General features: G+C 68.6%; 19 protein-coding genes. 6 read left to right on the top strand and 13 right to left on the bottom strand.

Going from position 1 to position 21,175, the window contains the following annotated elements:
- Positions 1-74 precede the first annotated feature (74 nt).
- The 3 genes from ON38_RS01985 (at position 75) to ON38_RS01975 (ending at position 1,038) form a co-directional block, all read left to right on the top strand.
- On the top strand, positions 75-311 hold the full coding sequence (locus ON38_RS01985; RefSeq protein WP_039821823.1) for a hypothetical protein: 237 nt from the start codon (positions 75-77) through the stop codon (positions 309-311).
- A gap of 142 nt (positions 312-453) precedes the next feature.
- Positions 454-756: a hypothetical protein gene (locus ON38_RS01980; RefSeq protein WP_157181638.1), complete on the top strand. Its 303-nt coding sequence runs from the start codon at positions 454-456 to the stop codon at positions 754-756.
- Between the two features lie 18 nt (positions 757-774).
- A complete protein-coding gene (locus ON38_RS01975) occupies positions 775-1,038 on the top strand; it encodes a hypothetical protein (protein ID WP_039821820.1) in 264 nt (87 codons plus the stop codon).
- Positions 1,039-1,143: 105 nt separating this feature from the next.
- Here the strand turns inward: ON38_RS01975 and ON38_RS01970 are convergent, their stop codons facing one another.
- The 13 genes from ON38_RS01970 to ON38_RS01910 form a co-directional block, all read right to left on the bottom strand.
- On the bottom strand, positions 1,144-2,772 hold the full coding sequence (locus tag ON38_RS01970) for an FAD-dependent monooxygenase (protein WP_245563855.1): 1,629 nt from the start codon (positions 2,770-2,772) through the stop codon (positions 1,144-1,146).
- 121 nt (positions 2,773-2,893) lie between these two features.
- Positions 2,894-3,385, bottom strand: a complete 492-nt coding sequence (locus tag ON38_RS01965; protein WP_051164267.1) for a hypothetical protein — start codon at positions 3,383-3,385, stop codon at positions 2,894-2,896.
- Positions 3,382-4,656, bottom strand: a complete 1,275-nt coding sequence (locus tag ON38_RS01960; protein ID WP_039821817.1) for a DUF58 domain-containing protein — start codon at positions 4,654-4,656, stop codon at positions 3,382-3,384. The genes ON38_RS01965 and ON38_RS01960 overlap by 4 nt, the downstream gene beginning before the upstream one ends.
- Entirely contained in the window at positions 4,653-5,615 is a 963-nt protein-coding gene (locus ON38_RS01955) for an AAA family ATPase (protein ID WP_039821815.1), read from the bottom strand. Before ON38_RS01955 ends, ON38_RS01960 begins: the two co-directional genes overlap by 4 nt.
- Before the next feature lie 27 nt (positions 5,616-5,642).
- Positions 5,643-6,137, bottom strand: coding sequence for a hypothetical protein (locus ON38_RS01950; RefSeq protein ID WP_039821814.1), 495 nt, complete (start codon positions 6,135-6,137; stop codon positions 5,643-5,645).
- A complete protein-coding gene (locus tag ON38_RS01945; protein WP_218000726.1) occupies positions 6,134-7,204 on the bottom strand; it encodes a DUF4129 domain-containing protein in 1,071 nt (356 codons plus the stop codon). Before ON38_RS01945 ends, ON38_RS01950 begins: the two co-directional genes overlap by 4 nt.
- 363 nt (positions 7,205-7,567) lie before the next feature.
- Positions 7,568-8,731, bottom strand: a complete 1,164-nt coding sequence (locus ON38_RS01940; protein ID WP_157181637.1) for a hypothetical protein — start codon at positions 8,729-8,731, stop codon at positions 7,568-7,570.
- 112 nt (positions 8,732-8,843) lie between these two features.
- Positions 8,844-10,031 (bottom strand): lipid-transfer protein, encoded by a 1,188-nt coding sequence (locus ON38_RS01935; protein ID WP_039821811.1) that lies wholly within the window; start codon positions 10,029-10,031, stop codon positions 8,844-8,846.
- A 48-nt stretch (positions 10,032-10,079) separates the two neighbouring features.
- Positions 10,080-10,505 carry a MaoC family dehydratase gene (locus ON38_RS01930; RefSeq protein ID WP_039821810.1) on the bottom strand — a complete coding sequence of 142 codons (426 nt, stop codon included), beginning with the start codon at positions 10,503-10,505 and terminating at the stop codon, positions 10,080-10,082.
- Positions 10,502-11,440 (bottom strand): bifunctional MaoC family dehydratase N-terminal/OB-fold nucleic acid binding domain-containing protein, encoded by a 939-nt coding sequence (locus ON38_RS01925; protein ID WP_051164266.1) that lies wholly within the window; start codon positions 11,438-11,440, stop codon positions 10,502-10,504. Before ON38_RS01925 ends, ON38_RS01930 begins: the two co-directional genes overlap by 4 nt.
- A 240-nt stretch (positions 11,441-11,680) precedes the next feature.
- Positions 11,681-12,850, bottom strand: coding sequence for an acyl-CoA dehydrogenase family protein (locus tag ON38_RS01920; RefSeq protein ID WP_039821808.1), 1,170 nt, complete (start codon positions 12,848-12,850; stop codon positions 11,681-11,683).
- Positions 12,835-13,899 (bottom strand): acyl-CoA dehydrogenase family protein, encoded by a 1,065-nt coding sequence (locus tag ON38_RS01915; protein ID WP_039821806.1) that lies wholly within the window; start codon positions 13,897-13,899, stop codon positions 12,835-12,837. The genes ON38_RS01920 and ON38_RS01915 overlap by 16 nt, the downstream gene beginning before the upstream one ends.
- 26 nt (positions 13,900-13,925) lie before the next feature.
- Positions 13,926-16,103 carry an acyl-CoA dehydrogenase family protein gene (locus tag ON38_RS01910; protein WP_039821804.1) on the bottom strand — a complete coding sequence of 726 codons (2,178 nt, stop codon included), beginning with the start codon at positions 16,101-16,103 and terminating at the stop codon, positions 13,926-13,928.
- Positions 16,104-16,244: 141 nt separating this feature from the next.
- Here ON38_RS01910 and kstR point away from each other — a divergent pair, with 141 nt between their 5' ends.
- The 3 genes from kstR to ON38_RS01895 all read left to right on the top strand — a co-directional run bounded on the left by kstR (position 16,245) and on the right by ON38_RS01895 (position 21,159).
- Positions 16,245-16,889 carry a cholesterol catabolism transcriptional regulator KstR gene (gene kstR / locus ON38_RS01905; protein WP_030524112.1) on the top strand — a complete coding sequence of 215 codons (645 nt, stop codon included), beginning with the start codon at positions 16,245-16,247 and terminating at the stop codon, positions 16,887-16,889.
- A gap of 299 nt (positions 16,890-17,188) precedes the next feature.
- Positions 17,189-19,741, top strand: a complete 2,553-nt coding sequence (otsB, locus tag ON38_RS01900) for a trehalose-phosphatase (RefSeq protein ID WP_039821802.1) — start codon at positions 17,189-17,191, stop codon at positions 19,739-19,741.
- A gap of 521 nt (positions 19,742-20,262) precedes the next feature.
- The gene (locus tag ON38_RS01895; protein WP_373281186.1) at positions 20,263-21,159 is read left to right on the top strand and encodes a metal ABC transporter solute-binding protein, Zn/Mn family; all 897 of its coding nucleotides are present in this window, start codon (positions 20,263-20,265) and stop codon (positions 21,157-21,159) included.
- Positions 21,160-21,175 lie beyond the last annotated feature (16 nt).

The following is a 21,175-nucleotide window of genomic DNA, read 5'->3' as shown; positions in this document are numbered from 1 at the left end:
GTCCCGACCAGGCTCCGAGTTTCCTCGAACAGGCAAGACGCGAGACGAATCGAGTCCGAGGGGAGCGAGCGACCATGAAAGAGCGTCCGAACGAATCGGGTTCGGCCCTACCGATGAGAGGGCCGATCAGCAATCAGGCCATCGCGATCGCTCGGTCGCTCTGGCACGCTGATCACGGCACCGACCGAGCGCTACTGGAACGGGTCGCGGCCGGCCTGCGCGCACCCGAGTACTCGGACGAGTTCCATCCGCAGCGCGATATCGATCGGATAATTGCCCGGTATCGAGCGACCCACGGCCGTGTCCGCTGAAGGCGGCCCGGTGTGGCCGCAGTGCGCCGACCACGCGGTCCCGTGGATCACGGCCGGCCTGCTGGACTGGAAACGCAGCACGCGGCCAGACCGCTGGGTGCGTTGCCCGGAATCTCTCTTCTGCCTCAGAGGGGCACCGGTCGTGGGCGGGCATATCGGTGATCACGAGCGCAACGTCTCGGGTCTCTGCCCGTGGATCGGCGTGCGAGTGGGGGATTCCGCGCCCGGTTGCGAATGCGGGCCCACCATCACAACCAGGCAGTTGCGGATCGTCCTGCGCGTGGACTACCGGCCGAACGGGATGATCCGCTCGGTCGGTTGCCCGGGCAGCGGCTGCCGGGAGATCGTCCGCTTGGTGCAGGGGCGGATCGGCCCGCATGCCGGGACATGCCCATGGGTGGGGGTCTCGGTGATCGACCGGGGCCCGCATCCGCCGATCCTTTGAGCAGCAGGTTCTCTCGCGGTGGCGCTCGCCCGAACCGTCGCACCGACCCGGTGGGGCGGGCCGGGCTGGCCGGCGGAATTCGAGCCCGACGATCGAGCCGAAGCGCTTGCCGAAATTCGGGCCGCCGTGGTGCTCACGGTGATTTCCGGAGATCCCGGCCCACTGCGAGAGACCCTGCACGCGTGGGCCACTACCGCCGCAGTGATGCGTAGTCCATTGCGCCGAGACGTACACACCGGGCCGGTCGAGGAATCGGACTACGTCGAGGTCGATCCGCCGTAGCCGGGCGATGACATCGGAACACTGCCCGCGGCAGGGTCGTATCGGCCATTCGTAGTGGTGGATCGTGCTCCGCACCCGCCGACCTTACGAGGCGGGTGCGGGCCCCTACCTGTGTCGAACTCCTGGCTCCGGGGCGAGGGCCGGCGACCGACTCGGCGCACCGAACCAGCCGGTCAGCGCCGCACGAAGCCCGTCCGCCGCGATATCGGCCGGTTCGCCGACAGCCGCGGCCCAGGCGATGTGGGCGTCCGGGCGGATCAGTAGCGCGTCGGCCGGACGCTCGTCGGTGGTGACTGTGCGGATATCGACGCGGTCCTGCCACTCCCGGACGACCTCGCGTATCTCGGCGCGGTCGGCGAGATCCAGCAGGACCGGTCGTGCGGAGTGCAGGAGGTCGGCGACGGTGGTCTCCCCGGTATCACTGGACAAGGCCAGGTCCGGGGCGAACGTTCCGGTCAGCGGCTGGTTGTTCGGGTTGGGCAGGTCGTAACGCACATCGGCACCCGCGATGAAACCGGCTACCCGGCGGGCCGCCTGCTCGTCGCCGAGCAATTCCTGGACCACTTCCCGCAGCGCGTCCGCGGCCGGGTCGAGTCCGCGCCGCAACGCCACCTGGGCGCGGGTCTGCCGCAGGGCACGAGCCCCCGCGTAATGACGTTCGGTGTGGTAGCTGTCGATCAGTCGGGGTGGGGCCCAGCCGTGGATGTCGGCGGCGAGTTTCCAGCCGAGGTTCACCGCGTCGAGCAGGCCGGTGTTGAGGCCCGACCCGGTCGCGGGCAGCAGGTGGGCGGCGTCGCCCGCCACCAGGATCCGGCCGGCCCGATAGGTTTCGGCGTGGCGGTCCTTGAAGGTGAAGCGCGCCAAGCGCAGCGGTTCGCCCAACGGGATCTCCGTGCCGAGTACCCGACGCACGCTGTCCCGGAATTCGGTCAGGGTCATGGGCTCGTCGTCGGCGATATCGGTGGACTCGTCCTCGGTGGTCGAGAACATCAGCATTTCCGGGGTCGGCGACCCGTATCCGAAGACACCGTGTGCGGTGCGGGTGAAACCGGTGGTGATCCGGCCGATGCCCGGGACTTCGAGGTCGCCGTTGTCGAGGCGGGTCACCGAATCCGGCACGGTCACCTGGCACACCCGGTTCACCTCGGGATAGGTGGTACCGGTGAACGCGATACCGGCCATCTCCCGGACCCGGCTGCGTCCGCCGTCGCAGCCGACCAGGTAGCGCGCGGTGATCCGGTACGGACCGTCGGGCCCGGACACCTCCGCCGTCACCGAGGTGTCGTCCTGACGCACCGCGACCACCTCGTGGCCGCGGCGGATATCCACGCCGAGTTCACCCACCCGCTCGGTGAGCAATTCCTCCAGCCGTGTCTGCGGCAGCGGCAGCCCGCGCAAAGGCGGGTCCACCATGCCGGTGAGATCGACGTGCACACCGCCGAATGGGTAGCGGGGCGGCGGCTCGGGCGCGGTCACAGCCGCTTCGACCCGCTCGAGCAATCCCCGGTAGTGCAGCAGTTGCAGGATCTGCCCGCCCAGGCCCTGGGCCTTCTGCGTGGTCCTGGGCTGCGGGTACTTCTCCAGGAGCAGCGGGCGCACCCCCGCCAGACTCAGTTCGGCGGCAAGCAGCAGGCCGGTCGGGCCCGCGCCCACGATGACGACCTCGGCCTCCACCTCCGGCCGCCGCTCCGCGGCTCCGCCCTCGTGTCCATTCGCCGACGACTGCACTCGCACCTCGCAAACCCTTCCTGTCCCACGCTTGTGGGCTCGGCCAGCGAGTATGCGGCACCACCCGGGCCTTGCCGCAAGCCCCCGGGTCGGCTATACCTTGAAAGGGGCGGGGGTCGAGATCACTTCACGAATCCGCGGCGGCTGTCGGCGTATCTTTCGCGACAGCCCCGGGCTGCGCCGCAGCCGGCGGCCGTCGGCGGGCGGTGGTGATGCTGTAGGTGAGGATCGACGACAGCAGGATCACCAGCACGGGAGCGACCACCGGCGCCCATTCCAGTTCGACCGGCAGCAGGGCCGCCCCGCCCGCCGCCGCCGTCCACAAAACCGCGCCCACCACCGAGGGCAGGGTGGTCGGGACGACGCCGCGCGGCGCGGTGACCGTTGCGATATTGAGCAGATAGGTGGTCGCCACCAGACCGGCCGCGGCCGCCGCGACCAGGCCGGTGTCGGAGAACGCGAGCACCCCGATCACCAACAGCACCGCGCCGATCGCCGCCCACCGCCACCACCAGCCGACCACCACCAGCACGATCGCGGCCGGAGCCGCCCACGGCTGGATCAGGGCGACCAGCAGAACCAGCAGCGTGCCGGACAGATGGGCCAGGAATTTGATCATCGGCGCACCCGGACCATCCGGCGGTGCTGCGGCAGCAGGCGCATGGTCTGGTCGAGGCGGGTGTCAGCGGCCCACGGGACGACGTCGACCCCGATCGTGCTCATATCGCGGTACATCGACATCCGTTCGAGCTGCCACATCTTCTCCATGGTGGGGTCCAGGTCGCCGGCGAACGGGCTGCCGCGCAACACATCCACCGCCACCACCACGTGTCCGCGTTTGCGCAGGTCGATCAGTGCGAGAGCGAACTGGGTGTCCAGCAGGGTGGTGAAGGCGACGATGACCGCGCCGAGCGGGACCGCGGCGTAGGGCGCCAGGGTGCCGGTGGTGGGGATGTACTCGTCGCCGACATCGAGCACGGTGTCGACGATGCGATAGAACTGCCGCCGGCCGATATCGGGACGCAGCCAGCGCGGCGACTGACCCAGGCAGACGACAGCGGTGCGGTCGCCGGCCTGCAGCGTGGACTGCACCACCTGCGCCGCGCCGCGTACCGACAGTTCCAGTGCGTCGCTGGCGGGTCCGGGCGCCTGCTGTGAGGTGTCCACCAGGACGACGACGTCGGCGGAACGGTTGGTCAGGCGTTCGGTCACGTACAGGCGGCCGCGGCGGGCGCTCACCGGCCAGTTCACGATGCGCAGCTGATCGCCGGGGGCGTAGGCGCGGATATCGGCGTATTCCACGCCCGGACCGTGCCGGCGGGTGAGGTGTACGCCGAGCCGTTCGGGAAGTTCGGTGCGGGGCAATCGCATCCGCTGCGGATCGGTGATCGGGTAGACGTAGATCTCCCCGGCGGGCAGGGTCGCGGTGGCCAGTGCCATCCCGGCCGGGCTCAATGCCTTCACCCGCACTTTTATCGGATACCTGCCCCAGCGCGCCGCCGATACGGTCAATCGCAGCCCGGCCGGGGCCACCCCGGAATCCGCGGATTCCTCCACGGTCACCGTCATCCCCTCCACCACGACCGGCTTACAGCGCAGCAGCGCGTGCCCCTGATCGACGAAGGCGGCGATGGTAACGGTGACCTCCTCGTTCTCGAAGCACCGCTGGGTACCGCCGCCGTCCACCTGGATCCGGGTGCGCGACACCTGCCAGGGCGCACTGGCCAGCACACCGAGCATGGGCGAGGCGAACACCACCAGCTGCCAGCTGCCCGCGACCACCGCGACCAGCAGCGCGACGGCCGAGGCGATGGCCAGCAGGTAGGTCAGCGGGGCGGGACGCCAGCGGAGGCGGGCCTCCACCGTGGCACCGGCGTCGCGATGTCTCATGGCGTGGCGGCGCGGGGAACCGGCAGGCGGCGCAGCAGCTCGCTGATCACATCCTCGCCGCGGATGCGCCGCACCCACATCTCCGGCCGCAGGGTGATCCGGTGCGCCATGGCCGGGATCGCCAGAGCTTTCACATCTTCGGGGACCACGAAGTCACGGCCATTGAGCAGGGCCCGGGCACGGGCCATCTGCACCAGATCCAGTTCCGAGCGCGGACTCGCGCCGACCTCGACCTGCGCATGGGCCCGGGTAGCGCTGGCCAGCGCCACCACATAGCCCACCACGTCCGGATGCACCGAGACGAACTCCACCGCGTGCCGCATTTCCAGCAGGCCCTTCGCGTCGATCACCTGGTTCACCCGGGGCTCGGCCGCACCGCGTTCGAGCCGGCGGCGGATCATCTGGGTCTCGTCCTGTTCGGACAGGTAGCCCAGGCGCAACTGGATGGCGAACCGATCCAGCTGCGCTTCGGGCAGCGGGTAGGTGCCCTCGTATTCGATGGGATTGTCGGTGGCGAGCACGATGAACGGCTGGGGCAGCGGGAAGGTCTCGCCGTCGATGCTGACCTGTCCCTCGGCCATCGCCTCCAGCAACGCCGCCTGGGTTTTCGGCGGGGTGCGGTTCACCTCGTCGGCGAGCAACATATGGGTGAACACCGGCCCCCGGCGGAACGTGAACCGCCCGGTGGACATGTCGTAGATCGTGGAGCCGAGCAGATCCGCGGGCAGCAGGTCCGGCGTGAACTGCACCCGGGTGAAGTCCAGGCCGAGGGCGGCCGCGAACGACCGCGCGATCAATGTCTTGCCCAGTCCGGGCAGGTCCTCGATGAGTACATGCCCGCCGGACAGGATCGCGATCATGATGAGCTGTAGCTCTTCGCGTTTGCCGACCACCACCCGGGAAACCTCCCGGAGCACGGCTTCGGTGCGTTGGACGGTCGCGTCCAAGGGCATCGTCATGTGTTTTCTCGCAATGGGTCGACCCGTTCACATTCTCTGAAGGCGGCTCAGGATCTCGTCCAGAGCCGCGCGGCCCGGCGCGGGCGTGTTCTGGTCACGCAGCGCCGAATCGGCCGGGTCCACCCAGCGCCACAGTTCGGCGCCGAACAGATGGATCCCGGCACTTTCCAGCGCCCGCCGGTTCTTGCTGACCCGCAGACCGGCGGACAGTTGGAACTCCTTGGCCAGCAGCGGCCGCAGATGCCGATCCCAGTCGGCGCGGCTGCCGTCGGCGCGGTCGACGAGCATCTCGGCACGGGCATGCCAGTGGCGCAGCATTTCGGCGGGCCCGTTCTCCATCTCGTCGGCGAGTTCTTTTTCTCTCTTCTCCGGGCGCAGCAGCACCCAGACGAAGCAGCACAGTGCGATCGCGACCGGCACTCCGGCCGCGATCAGTACGAATTCCCGGGCCCGCAGGACGGCGGCCACCTCGAGTCCCGCGACGGCGACGATCGCGGCGACGACGACCCAGGGTCTGCTCATCTGGGCCCCACCCCGCTCGGCACACCGGTGTGCGGCGGTAGCGCGGGTGGATAGCCGCCGGGATCCGGGGCGGCCGATACCGCCGGGTCCGGCGTGCTCTGCAGGTCGGAGAGCGCCACCCGCAGCAACTGTTCGGCCCGCATCCGCTGCCAGGACAGCATGGAATGCGGGCTGAACCGGGCCTCTTCGAACAGCGCGACCAGTTCCCGGGCGGAGGCCTCGTGCAGGGCCCCGTGCTCGAACGCGCGCGCCAGCACTTCCATCGGGGTGTCGGAGGCCAGCGGGGCCAGACCGCGCGCGTAGACCAGGCCGCGTTCCATCGCCAGGTAGCAGGCGATGATGGCGGCGCGCGGATCCTGACCGGCCGCGTTCATGGCGGCCAACCCCATTTCGGCGGCTTTGACCAGGGTTTCGGTATCGGTGATGAGCGGATCCCCGGCGGCCGGCAGGTCGTCGCCGGGATCCTCGGCACGCTCGCGCCGCTGGGTGTTCACGGTGACGACGACCAGACCGGTCACGGCCACCGCCACCAGCGTGCTCGCGGCCGCTGTGGCCAGGAGCAACCCCGTTCCGGTCAGGACCGGCTGGTCCTCCTCGGTTCCGGGCGGCACCGCGGTGGGCTGCGGGGCGGGGGAACCGGGCGGCACGGCCGGAACCGGTTCGGCGACGCGCTGGAGCCCGATGAAGTAGACGGCGAACACGATCGCCGCGAGGACACCAACGAGCGCCAGCAGGAACAGCACGGCCAAGCCGAGGCGGCCCAGCCGCCAGTGCGACTCGGTTTCGGAGTCGAGGTCGGGCAGGGCCAGCGGAAGCCGATGCTGGGAGGCGATCACCCCGGCCAGCAGCACCACGATCGAGACGGTGAGCAGCACCGGCATCAGGGCCACGGTGAGAGCCGAGGGCGGTCTACCCACCGAACCGCCGCTGTCCGGCATACCGGGGATATGTCCGCGCAGCGCGATGACAGCGCAGAACAACAGCGCGAACACCGCCACAATGCGCGCGATCAGCGCCCGCGACCCGGCCAACCCGATACCTACCTGCTCACTGCCAAGAACAGCCACATGCTTACATGCCGGACGGCGGGTCCGGGAGCGAATCGGCAATATGAAATGACGAGTTTTTCACGTTTATCAGCCCCTTGCCGGCAAACCTGGTGCCCATTGCGGGATCGACAGTTACATCTTGTTCTTCATCGTGATGACTCACAACCGTGTCACGAGCCCGCGACCTCGGTATGTCCGTTCCACCCGCTCGGCCCGAGTTCGCACCGACACCGCACCGCGTCGGCGCCTGAACATCACGCGGCGACTACCGCCGCCGGTCGACGAGGCAACCGATGCCGAGCCGGCCGACCCGCATCAGATGACCTCCGGCTGTGATCGACCGGCACCGCGTGTTGCAGACGATGCATGCGATACATCCCTTTACGTGGACTGCAAAGGTAGGACCTTCCACGGTATTCCACCTTCATATGCCGAGGCGAGTTTCTCTATCAGTTCACTCGAAGGCTCACTCGGGAATATTACATGATCTATATCGGAAACCTTGACCCCACCGTGCACCTGCGCCTCCACATATTGTGAGCCGAGGAATTCGGGCGAATCGTACTTCCGATCGATTCCGGTCAGGGCGCCGAGTGACCGAATATACCCGAACTCCGTGTCCGCACGACCGTGCGGGACAATTCCGAACGACCACGCACTGGGATCGAGCAGTGGCGATGGGCGAGTGCGCATCCTGTCCGTCACAGCATCGCCGACGCAGGCGGTCGTGCGTCCGACCACGTCGGACTTCAAAACCACCTGGATATCGCCGTAACGCGAGAGCGCATCCTTGCCGCCCACCCCGGATGCCTGTTCGCCCAGTATTCGCACATACCCGGAAACCGGACGCAACTCAGGCGGGTATTCGCGGTCGTACCCGAAGCAATCCTTGTGCAGAGCGATTCGCGACCGAACTACATTACTGTCCGGGTGTGAAATATCTACGGCCGTCACGAAGCGGCCTCTTTCCAGCACTCCGGCAAGGCCATCGGGAGTAATACGGATAGCGATATCTTTGCCTGCGAACAGTTCGCGCAGCCGGTGCTCCATGACGGTACGTAATTCCTGGGGCCGAGCGCCGAGCTGTTCGGCCAGTTCGCCGAGGTTACGGTGGAGACTGTCGAATACATGAAAATCGACCGGGTAGCCCCGGAGCTCCTCTTGCATTTCTGCCAGCACCTTCGGTCTATCTCTATCCGGCGTCTTGATCGCCTTGTCCCACAATTCCCGATAGCGTTCCACCAGTTCGTACGGTGGTTCCGGACGCATCGGATTCCACAACGCACCGCTGTTTTTGTCCAGACGAAGGCCATCGTGCCGGCCGACCGAATTCTCGGCACGCCCGGCATCGCGCAGCATCCTTTCGAACGCGGCCATGTCCGCTGCCTGCCGACCCCGGGCATCGAATACTTCGGCCCCCGCCTCCACTGTCCCAGCCGTATTCCGCACACGTCCACTCGCCATTCGACCGAACGCAAGCAACGCATCTTCTATAGCCTGCTTGGCCCCCAGGACAAGTTGGGACACCCGATCACTCGTCGGCATCGTCGAACCTTGCCAGTCGCGAGCACCTGCCGCAACAGCCGCCGGAGGCGGGCAGAAGCCCTACCCGGCAACGCATCCCGGCCGCCGGGATATCGAGGTGGGCTCGCCTGCGCTACCTATCCGCGCTGAGCACCAGGCCCGAAGTCGGGACGCCGGTACCTGCGGTGACGAGTATGTTCTCCATCTCCTCGACCTGATTGACCGACGTTCCACGCAACTGCCGCACCCCCTCGGCGATGCCGTTCATGCCGTGGATATACGCCTCTCCCAACTGCCCGCCATGGGTATTGATCGGGAGTTTCCCGCCGATTTCGATGGCTCCGTCGGCAATGAAATCCTTCGCCTCACCGCGCGGGCAGAAACCGAGTTCCTCCAGCTGCATGAGTACGAACGGGGTGAAGTGGTCGTACAGAATTGCGGCCTGCATATCGGCGGGCCGCAACCCGCTCTGCTCCCACAACTGGTCGCCGACCAGACCCATTTCCGGCAGCCCGGTCAGGGCGTCGCGGTAGTAGCTCGTCATCACGTACTGATCCGCGCCGCTGCCCTGCGCCGCGGCGGTGATCACGGCCGCCGGGTTCGGCAGGTCCCGCGCCCGCTCCACACTGGTCACCACGATCGCCACGCCGCCGTCGGACTCCTGACAGCAGTCCAGCAGATGCAGCGGTTCGGCGATCCAGCGCGAATTCTGGTGATCTTCCAGGGTTATCGGCTTGTTGTAGAAGAACGCGTTCGGGTTCACCGCGGCGTGCCTGCGGTCGGCCACCGCGACCCGGCCGAAATCGGCGGACGTCGCGCCGTAGACGTGCATGTACCGCCGGGCCACCATCGCCACCTGCGCGGCGGGCGTACCCAGGCCGTGCGGATAGGACCAGCCGGCGTCGATACCCGAGGACGTGGGCGCGGCCGCCAGCGAGGTGGAGAACTGCCCGAACCGCGACACCGACCGCTCGTTGAATGCCCGGTAGGCCACGACCACATCGGCGACCCCGGTCGCCACGGCCATCGCCGCCTGCTGCACGGTCGCGCACGCCGCACCGCCGCCGTATCCGATATGGCTGAAGAACTTCAGCTGCGGGATACCGACCGCCCGCGCGACCGCGACCTGCAGGTTGGTATCCATCGTGAAGGTGGTCAGGCCGTCGACGTCGGCCGGGGTGAGCCCCGCGTCGGCCAGCGCCGCGGTCACCGCCTCGGCGGCCAGCCGCAGTTCGCTGCGACCGGATTCCTTGGAGAAATCGGTGGCGCCGATCCCGGCGATGGCGGCCCGGCCGGACAGGGGATGTTGCGAAGTACTCATACGTTCCTCATTCCGCGGGCTGGGCAGGACTCGGGGTCGTGGATGCGCTCACGCTCCGCCTCCGGCACCCGGTACGGTCGCGACCACCGTCGCGACGATGTGATCGCCCAGGCTGTCCTTGCCGACGACCTCCAGCCGGACGTCCTCGCCGTCGAGTTCGACGACCTTGCCGGTGAGGGTCAGGGTGTCGTAGGCGTACAGCGGCACCCCGAGGCGTAGCGCGATGGACTTCACCACGGTGCTCGGCCCCGACCAGTCGGTCACGAACCGCTGCACCAGTCCCGTGTCGGTGAGGATGTTGACGAAGATATCCTTCGAACCGCGTTCGATCGCCTTGTCCCGATCGTGGTGCACGTCCTGGAAATCGCGGGTGGCCAGGGCGGTGCTGATCACGAACGTCGGATCGGCGTGGATCGACAGTTCGGGCAGTTCGGTCCCGACCCGGACCACGGCGGGATCGAATGTGGCGGTCATGGGTTCACCTTCCAGAACGGCAGCACCGTATCGTCGTCGAGCTTCTCGAAATCGGCCACGACCGCCAGCCCGACCTCGACCTTCTCGGGTTCGATACCGCGCAGTTCGCCCAGCATCCGCACCCCCTCGTCGAGTTCCACCAGCGCGACCACGAACGGCAGGTCACGGCCCGGCACCTTCGGCGCGTGGTGCACGACGTAGCTGAACACCGTGCCCTTCCCGGCGGACACCACGTAGTCGACCGGTTCGGTCTTGTCCTGCCAGATGGCCGGGATCGGGGGATGGCGCAGGCTTCCGTCGGGCAGCTTCTGGATCCGCAGCTCGCCGGCTTTCGTCCCCTCCCAGAAGAATTCGGTGTCGTGGGAGACCAGGGGCCGCACCCGCTCGGCGGGCGCCGGTTTCGGGGCGGCCCCGGTGCCCGGCGCGAACTTCAGGATGCGGAACAGCATCTCGGTGACGAGTTCGTCGCCGACGTACCAGCTGGTGCGGTAGGTCAGGAAGAAACCCTCGCCCAGTCCGGTGCGTTTCGGGCCCTTGATGCTGTCCAGCGCGCTGGTGATGCTCACCTCTTCGCCGGGCCGCAGATACCGGTGGTAGATCTGCTCGCAGTTGGTGCCGACCACCGAGGTGTACCCGGCGGAGTCGAGCAGCGCGTTGGTGGCCTCCATCGGATCGTCGGACGGACGGCGGCCACCCAGCCCCAGCATGGTCCACACCTGCGCCATGGCGGGCGGCGCCACGATTCCGTCGAAACCGGCGGCCTTCGCGGCGGCCTCGTCGACATAGACGGGGTTGCGGTCGCCCAGCGCCTCCACCCAGTTGTTGATCATCGGCTGGTTCACCGGGTCGCGGCCGGGCCGGGGCGCGCTGGCCCCGGCCGCCCGGATCTGCTCCGCGGCGGCGATGATCGCTTCCGGAGTACTTGTGTCCGGCACGCACTGCTCCTTGTCTGTTCGCCCCGCCCCCGGGGCGGGGTCGAGGCCCTGTCGACCCGGGGTCTTCACTCCGCTACTCGTCGCTGTGCCACTTCGCGCCGTCGCTCCCCGGCCGGGCGGGCCCCGACCGAGCGGCGCCGCCCGATGGTTCGTCGTGGAACTACGTCGCGACCGGTCCGGGACAGGTCCCGGCACTGCAAGGCTCGACGGGCTCCCGGTCCTGGACGGCCGACCGCGACGTCAGCGCGGCACGCGCGGCAGTTTCAGGCCCGCCGAGGCGACGAGTTCGCGCATCACCTCGTTGACACCGCCGCCGAAGGTCACCACCAGGTTCTGCTTCGTCCGCCGGTCGAGCCAGGTCATCAGTTCGGCGGTCGCGGGGTCGGCCGGGTCGCCGAAGCGGCCGATGATCTCCTCGGCCAGCCGGCCCGCCTCCTGCAGCGATTCGGTGGAGAAGATCTTGGTCGCCGAAGCGTCCGCGATGACCTGCGACGGATCGATATCCGGATCGTCGGCCGTGGCCGCCACCTGCCAGTTCAGCAGTTCGTTGAGCCGGGTCATGGCATGGATGCGGCCGAGCGAGGCGCGCGCGTCGGGATGGTCGAGCACGCCGCGCGGCCGTGCCCAGCCCTCGACCCGGTCGTAGAGCTGTTCGATCTTGCCCGACGGACCCAGGCTCACCCGTTCGTGATTGAGCTGGGTGGTGATCAGGCGCCAGCCCTTGTTCTCCTCGCCGACCAGCATGTTCGCCGGGACCCTGACGCTGTCGAAATAGGTGGCGTTGGTGTGATGGGCGCCGTCGGCGGTGATGATCGGCGTCCAGGAATAGCCCGGGTCCTTCGTATCCGCGATCAGGATGGTGATCGCGCGGTGCCGGTCGGCCACCGGGCCGGTGCGGCAGGCCAGCCAGATGTAGTCGGCCTCGTGCGCGCCGGTGGTGAAGATCTTCTGGCCGTTGACGATCCAGTCGCCCGACTCGTCCTTGGTCGCGCTGGTCCGCAGCGCGGCCAGATCGGTGCCCGCTTCGGGCTCGGAGTATCCGATGGCGAAATGGATATCCCCGGCCAGTATTCCGGGCAGGAACTTCTCTTTCTGCTCCTGGGTACCGAACTGTTGCAGCGTCGGACCCACGGTCAGCAGGGTGACCAGCGGCAACGGGACGTCGGCCCGGGACGCCTCGTTGTAGAAGATCTGCTGTTCGACCGGGCCGAAACCCTGGCCGCCGTATTCCTTGGGCCAGCCGACACCCAGCCAGCCGTCGCGGCCCATCCGGCGCACCACCTCGCGGTAGGCGTCACCATGCCGGTTGACCGCCATCGCGGCGGCCTCTTCCGGCGTGACGAGGCGGGCGAAGTAGGCGCGCAGGTCGTCGCGAAGTTTGCGCTGTTCGCTGGTCAGATCGATGAACACCCTGCCCCCAATCGTTCGAGCCGCAGTGCGGCGCCGCCCAGCCAGCGGGCGAGGTCCTTGGACTGTGAGTAGTAGCGATGCATGGAGTGGGTGACATCCACTCCGATACCGCCGTGCAGGTGGTGACATTTCTGCATGGCACGCGGAAGTTCCGCGGCCACAGTGTAGGCGAGCACGTTCAGATCGTCGTCGATCCGCCGCTGCCGCTCCGGACTCGAATCATCCTGCCCGAGAGCCCAATTGGCCGAGACCGCGGCCACGTGCAGCGTCCGGGACACCACATAGAGGTCGGCGATCTGCTGGGCCACCGCCTGGAATTCGGCGAGTGGCCGGTTGAACTGCTGCCGCGTGCCCACGTGAGCGGCGGTCAATTTCACCGCACCCGAGAGCAGACCGTCGGCCACCGCGCCGATGGCGGCGAGCACGAACCGGTGCAGCCGCGGGCCCGCGTCCGGCAGCAGCCGGTCGGCGGGCACCTCGACGCCGTCCAGTTTCACCGAGAACTCGGCGAGTTCGCCGGATACGGCCGAGGGGACCAGCGACAACCCCGCGGCGTCCGAATCGACCACGGCGACCCCGGAATCCGTGGTCACCAGCAGCCAGCGCGCCTGATCGGCGCACGGCACCGCCACTTTGTATCCGGTGATCCGCACTTTGTCGCCGGTCACTTCGGCCTTGGTGGTGGGCTCGGTGGTCAGCGGCGCACCGGGTTCGCTGACGGCAGCGGTGAGCACCGCGCCCTCGGCGACCGCCGGAAACACCTCCGCGGCCACCGCCTCGGGCACCGCCGCCAGCAGCGGCAGCACGCCGAAACCCAGAGTGGGCAGCGCCGGGGCGGCCACGGCGTCGGTGGCCAGCTCGGTCAGCAGCACCGATACGGCGTCGATGCCCATATCGTCACCGCCGAACCGTTCCGGTAGCGCTACCGACAGCAGGCCGGTGGCCGCTATCTTGGGCCAGAGTCCGGCGTCGCGCGCCGACTCCCGCTCCAGTAGTCCGACGACGACCTCGGCCACCGCCTCTTGAGCCTCGTCTCGGGTGAAGTCCACGTTCTGCTCTCCAGTCGTCGCACGAACTAGCCGGCCGCGTCGCGGGGTAGTCCCAGAATCCGCTCGGCAGCCACGGTCAACAGGATCTGCTCGGTTCCCCCCGCGATCGACAGACAACGGGTGAGCAGGAATTCCGAGGTGTCCTCGGTGGTCCGCGCGCCGGCCGGACCGGCCACCTCGACGGCGAACTCGGCCACCGCCTGCCGGTGCCGCACACCCACGAGTTTGCGCACACTGCTCTGCGCGCCGGGGTCGGCGCCGGCCAGGATCCGGACCGCCGCGCGCTGTTCCAGCAGCAGCCCGGCGATGGCATCGGCGACGAAACCGCCCAGCCGGTCGTTCAGCAGCTCCGTCCCGCGGCCGGTCGCCGGCAGTTTCGCGATCAGCTCCTCGAGCGCCGGCCCGATCCCGTTGCCGCTCATGGCGACCCGTTCGGCCGACAGCGTGGAGCGGGCGATCTTCCAGCCGTTGCCCAGCGCGCCGACCACGCAGTCGTCAGGCACGAAGACCCCGTCGAGGAACACCTCACTGAACCGGGCCTCGCCGGTGATCTGCACCAGCGGCCGGATATCGATCCCGGCGCTACGCATGTCGACCAGGAAGTAGCTGATCCCCTTGTGCTTGGGCGCACTCGCGTCGGTGCGCGCCAGGCAGATGGCCCAGTTCGCCTCCTTGGCCAGCGACGTCCACACCTTCTGGCCGTTCAGCACCCAGCCGCCCTCGGTCCGTTCGGCGGTGGTGCGCAGCGCCGCCAGATCCGAGCCGGCCCCCGGTTCGCTGAACAGCTGGCACCACACCACCTCACCGTGCAGGGTCGGCCAGGCGAACCGTTCGATCTGCTCGGGGGTGCCGTGCTGCAGCAGGGTCGGGATCGCCCAGCCGCCGATGGTGAGGTCCGGGACGGTCAGCCCGGCCCGGCGCAGTTCCTCGGAGATCACCAACCCGGTCATCGGGTCGGCGCCGCGACCGTAGGGCTGCGGCCAGTGCGGCATGATCAGGCCCGCGTCGGCCAGCGCACCACGCTGCTCGGCGGCCGGGAGCGCGGCGATACGCGCGACCTCGGCGGCGAGTTCGTCGGTGGCCACCTCGGTATCGGTCTCCCCACCGGCCAGCGCCGCGTCGGCGAAGACCCGGTCGGCGCCGGTGGTGCGGCGTTTACCGGCCCGGGTGAGCTCGGTGACGCGGGTTCGCCAGTACGCGGCGCCGCCCAGCAACTGACGCAGTGCGGTCGCCCGGCGCAGATACAGGTGCGCGTCGTGTTCCCAGGTGAAGCCGATCCCGCCGAGCACCTGGATACAGTCCTTGGCGGTGTCCACCGCGGCGTCCAGGCTGATGGCGGCGGCGATCGCGGCCGCGATGGGCAGTTCGGCGCCGCCGGAATCCACCGCGGCGGCCGCGTCGGCGGCCACGGACCGGATGAGTTCGGTGCGGCACAGCATCCACGCGCAGATATGTTTGACCGCCTGGAACGACCCGATCTGCCGCCCGAACTGCTCGCGGACCTTCGCGTATTCCACGGCGGTGCTCAGGCACCAGCCGGTCACACCGGCGAGCTCGGCCACGAGCAGTGCGACCAGCAGGTCTTCCACCGCGTATTCGGGGGTGAACACCGCTTCCGGGTCGACCCGGACCTCGACGCAGCGGACCCGGGCCAGCGGGGTGGTCAGGTCGAGCGGTTCCAGGGCTTCGAGCTGCAGTCCGGGCGTCTCCGGGTCGAGCAGGCACCAGCGCCGGCCCTCCGCGGTGTCCACCGGCAGCAGCACCGCGGTGCCGGGCGCGGCACCGAGTACCGATTCCCAGGTACCGCTGAGCGATCCGGCGTCGTCGAGGACTACCGCCGCACCGCCGTCGGTCGCGGTCCCATCCCCGGCGACCGTGTCCAGTGCGATTCCGCAGGGTTGCTCCTCGGGCAGCCGTCCGGCGGTCACCAGACCGGCGACCGCCGTGGTCAGCAGCGGGCCGCCGACCATATCGTGTGCTGCCTGTTCGATGAATACGGCCAGATCGGAGACCGATCCGCCCGCGCCGCCCGCCTCCTCGGTCACCGCCACCCGGAAGATTCCGAGATCGGTCAGCGTTGGCCAATATGTACGCCAGAAGCCGGTCGCGTCGGCCCGCATTGTTGCAATCGGTTGCGCCGCTGCTGCCCACCCGCTCATCGACTGTTGAACGGCTTTATGCTCGTCAGTGGTGGCGATGGTCACAGTCCATACCGCCTTTCCGGCGTGACTCCCACACCTAGAACATGTTCTAATATCCACGGCGGGCGGAAGTCAAGAGACGCTCCCACCGCATCGCCGCACGCGCTCACGTCCGCGATACGTCACGGAAAGGAAGTCCACTCCATGGCCAGCCCCTCCCGTTCCCAGCCCGGCGATCCGGGTGCGGCGACAGCCGCCCCCGTCACCACGCTGCGGGAGGACGAACTGAGCTCGGCGGCACAACGCGAACGCCGCAAGCGGATCCTGGACGCCACCCTCGCGCTCGCCTCCAAGGGCGGCTACGACGCGGTGCAGATGCGCGCGGTCGCCGAACGCGCCGATGTCGCGGTCGGCACGCTGTACCGGTACTTCCCGTCCAAGGTGCACCTGCTGGTTTCGGCACTGGCCCGGGAGTTCGAGCAATTCGAGGGCAAACGCAAACCGCTGGCGGGTCAGTCGCCGGAGGAGCGGATGCACGCCCTGCTCTCCCAGATCACCCGGATGATGCAACGCGACCCGCTGCTCACCGAGGCCATGACCCGTGCGTTCATGTTCGCCGACGCCTCGGCCGCCGCCGAGGTGGACCGGGTCGGCAAGGTGATGGACCGGGTTTTCGCCCGGGCCATGAACGACGGCGAACCCACCGACCGCCAGCTCGCCATCGCCCGTGTCATCAGCGATGTGTGGCTGTCGAATCTGGTCGCCTGGCTCACCCGCCGCGCCTCCGCGACCGACGTCTCCGAACGGCTCGAACTGACCGTCGATCTCCTGCTCGGTCAGCGCTCCTGAAACCCGCGCCGCCACGCCCGGTGGCCGCCGCCGGTGCCTCACCGACAGCGATGGGGCGCGGCGGTATCCGAGCGTTCGCTGCGGGGTCGCGCGAGCCGGAAAAACCTCGCAATCCCCCACCGGCGGCGGTGAGCTCGCCCTGCGGATTTCGCGTCGGAACGACACCGGGCGCGCGTTCACCCGCACGTCGAGCCGGGGGCACCCGCCCACACTTCCCGCCGAATCGGATCAGCGGACATGACACAGTATTGTCATGCGCGCCCCCTCTTAACGAAAACTCCGATCAATAGGTTGGATGTGTGAGCGCACAGGATCTGCCACTGGAACTCCGCCGAGCGCTGTCGACGGTCGCGCGCGTACCTCGGCTGCTCGTCGCATCGGACTACGACGGGACACTCGCTCCCATCGTCTCCGATCCGGCCAAGGCGTACCCGCACGGGGAATCCGTGCGGGCATTACGCGCGCTGGCCGGTCTGTCCGGCACCACGGCCGCGGTCATATCCGGCAGAGCGCTGCGTGACCTCGCCGCACTCTCCCGGCTACCGGTCGAAGTGCAGCTGATCGGCAGCCACGGCTCGGAATTCGATGTGGGCTTCGTGCACGCCATCGACAGCGACGCCAGGCAGTTGCTGCGGGAGGTGGTGACCGCCCTCAACAAGATCGCCGCGGACCATCCGGGTGTCACGGTGGAGGTCAAACCCGCCAGCGTCGCCCTGCACGTGCGCAACGCCACCCCCGAGATCGGCCGCCGGGCCCTCGGCCAGGCCCGCCAGGGTCCGGCCTGCTGGGTCGGTGTGCAGGTCACCGAGGGTAAGGCCGTAATCGAACTCGCCGTGGTGCCGACCGACAAGGGTTCGGCCCTCAGCACGGTCCGCCACCAGGAGAGCGCGTCGGCCGCGGTGTTCTTCGGCGACGACGTCACCGATGAGAAAGCGTTTCGCGCACTGACCGGTCCCGATATCGGCATCAAGGTCGGCGAGGGCGAATCGCTGGCCAAATACCGGGTCGACAGCACCGAGGCCGTCTCGCACGCACTGGCCTTCCTGCTGGAGGAACGCCGCACCTGGCTGGCCGGTGCCAGCGCGCCCCGGATCGAACGGCTGACCATGATGGCCAGCCCGCGCTCGGTCGCACTGGTCACCCCCGATGCCACCGTCACCTGGTTCTGCCACCCGGAACCGGATTCGGCCGCCGTGTTCGCCCACCTGCTGGGCGGTATGGACGCCGGGCACTTCTCCATCACCCCGCAGCGGCCGGGCCTGCCGCTGTCCCAGCGGTACGTCGACGGCACCATGACGGTCGAGACACGATGGGCGAAACTGCAGGTCACCGACTATCTTCCGCACGACGTGGACCCCGACCGCACCGATCTCACCCGGGTGATCACCGGTACGGCTCCCGCCGAGATCACCTTCGCCCCGCGCCCGGAATTCGGCCAGGTCCCGGTGTCCATCCAGGTGGAAACCGACGGCCTGCGGGTCTGGGGTACCAACGACCCGGTCGTCCTGCGCGCCCCCGGCGTGCAGTGGCAGATCCACAGCGACGGCGCCCACGATTCGGCCACGGCGGTCGTGGACCCCACCGACGGCCCCATCGTCCTGGAACTGCGCTGTGGCACACACGATCTGACCCCCGCCGCCACCGGTGAGGCCGAGCGGCGGCGGATCGCCGAACTGTACTGGAAAGAGTGGGCGGCGACGCTGGATCTGCCCGCCCTCAAACCCGATCTGATGAAACGGTCCGCGCTCACTCTGCGCGGGCTGGTGCACGCGCCCTCCGGATCGATCCTGGCCGCGGCCACCACCTCGCTGCCCGAGGACATCGGCGGCGTCCGCAACTGGGACTACCGCTACTGCTGGCTGCGCGACGCCGCCCTGACCGCCAGCGCCCTGGTCTCGCTGGGGTCGCTGGGTGAGGCGGAACAGTATCTGGAATGGGTGCACCGGGTGCTGGAAACCCTGCCCGGCCCCGAACGCCTGCATCCGCTGTACACCATCTACGGCGAAACCCTGCCGCCGGAGGCCGTGATCGACCAGCTGCCCGGCTACGCCGGATCGCGGCCGGTGCGGGTCGGCAACGCGGCCAATATGCAGGTCCAGCTGGACGTCTTCGGCCCGATCGTGGATCTCATCACCAGCCTGGCCCACGCCCGGGAGAAGCAGGGCACCACCGATCCGCGCAAGGTGCTCCCCGATGCCGACTGGGAGCTCGTGCACGCCATGGTCTCGGCGGTACAGCGCCGCTGGACCGAACCCGACCACGGCATCTGGGAGATCCGCGGCAACCCCCGCCACCACGTCTATTCGAAGGTGATGGGCTGGCTCACGGTCGACCGGGCGCTGACCCTCGCGGAGAAGTTCGACCGGCCGGTCGACAGCGACTGGGCACCACTGCGCGAAACCATCGCCGCGGAGGTCAAGGCCAAGGGCTGGAACGACGAGGTCCAGTCCTACACCGCCGCCTACGACGGCACCGACCTCGACGCGGCGACCCTGCACATCGGGCTCAGCGGCCTCATCGATCCCAGCGACCCGCGGTTCGCCGCGACGGTGGTGGCCACCGAAGCGGAACTGCGCAGCGGATCCACGGTGTACCGCTACCACCACGACGACGGCCTGCCCGGCGGCGAAGGCGGATTCCACCTGTGCGCCGCCTGGCTGGTCGAGGCCTACCTGCTGATCGGCAAGCGCTCCGATGCCGAGGCGCTGTTCGCGCAGCTGGTGGATGTGGCCGGACCCACCGGGCTGCTCAGCGAGGAATACGACCCGGTCGCCGAACGGTCCCTGGGTAATCATCCTCAGGCCTACAGCCACCTGGGTCTGCTGCGGTGTGCGCAGTTGCTCGGGAAGTAGAGTCGATCGCTCTATGAGCGAGGACGGCGGGGCGCACTCTGCGGCCCGCCGTTTTCGTAGGTGCGGGGTGATCGGAGTGGGTCGAACATACGCGACCCGGGGAGGCGGGTGGGAGTTGCTCGCCGGCGCATGACCATGCAGTCCCTCTCCTGAAGAGGAGACCTGGACACCGACCCCGACGCAACCCCATGTGTCGAGTTCTACGAGACACCTCGAAGGGTTGAGGCCCGTCTCGCCGTTTCGGCCTCGAAAGCGCCCGCGCGAAGCGCAAGTCTCGAGGCCGAAACGGCGAGACCAAGGGGGCCTCAACCCCGCGCCGCCGCAGGCGGCGCCAAAAACACAGCACCTTCGCGAAGGGTGTCCCGCATGTCTGGCGTCGGTGAATGGTCCGCCTGGGGTGTGTGCAGCCGCGTGGAATGCGTCGACGGCCCGGGGGGTGTTAGAACTGGGCGGTCGGTTCAGACCCTCCCACCAGGGCTGCTAAAGTAAAACGGAAACGATTTCCATTAACCCTGGTAGGTATTGCCGTGTCACCTCACTATGCTCGTCGCGCTCTGATCATCGCCGTGGGGGTGGCGGCGGCCGCGGCGCTCACCGCCTGCGGCGGGGCCGGCTCCGATTCCGGCAAACCCTCGGTGGTCGCCTCGACCAATGTCTGGGCCGATATCGCGAGCACCATCGCCGGACCCGATGCCGAGGTCGCCGCCATCATTTCCGACCCCTCCGCCGATCCGCATTCGCACGAAACCTCGGCATCGGAATCCGCGCAGCTCAGCGATGCCGATCTGGTCGTGTACAACGGGGGCCACTACGACGAGTTCGTCACGAAGGCGATCGAGGGTCGCGATAAGCGCACCGTCGAGGCGGTCGCGGCCCGGGACGAGGCGATCCGAAACGATTCGAACGAGCACGTCTGGTACGACATGCAAACCGTCGCGCTGGTCGCCGGACAGATCGGCGAACAGCTCGCCGAGATCGATCCCGCGCACGCCCAGGACTACACCGACCGGGCGGCGCAGTTCGCCGACCGGCTCGCACAGGTCGGCGCGAGCACCGACGCGATCGCCGCCGCCCACCCCGGCACTCCGGTCTTGCAGACCGAGCCGCTGGCGTACTACCTGCTGCAGGATGCCGGTACCGTCGACCGGACGCCCCGGGACTACCAGGAGGCGATCGAGCAGGAGACCGATCCGTCGCCCGCCGCGGTCGCCGCTACCCGCGATCTGATCACCGGCAAGCAGGTCGCGGTCCTGGTCTACAACGTGCAGACCGAGGACAAGGTGGGCCGGGAGCTGCGCGCTGCCGCCGGCGCCGCCGGTATTCCGGTGGTAGAGGTGACCGAAACCCTGCCGTCCGGAACGGATTTCGTAACGTGGCAGACGCAGAACGCCCAGGCGCTGGCCGACGCCATCGGCTGACGGCACCCGAGGAACG

This window comes from Nocardia testacea NBRC 100365, from assembly GCF_000308775.1.
Taxonomy (GTDB): domain Bacteria; phylum Actinomycetota; class Actinomycetes; order Mycobacteriales; family Mycobacteriaceae; genus Nocardia; species Nocardia testacea.
This window is presented reverse-complemented; position numbering and strand designations above follow the sequence as displayed.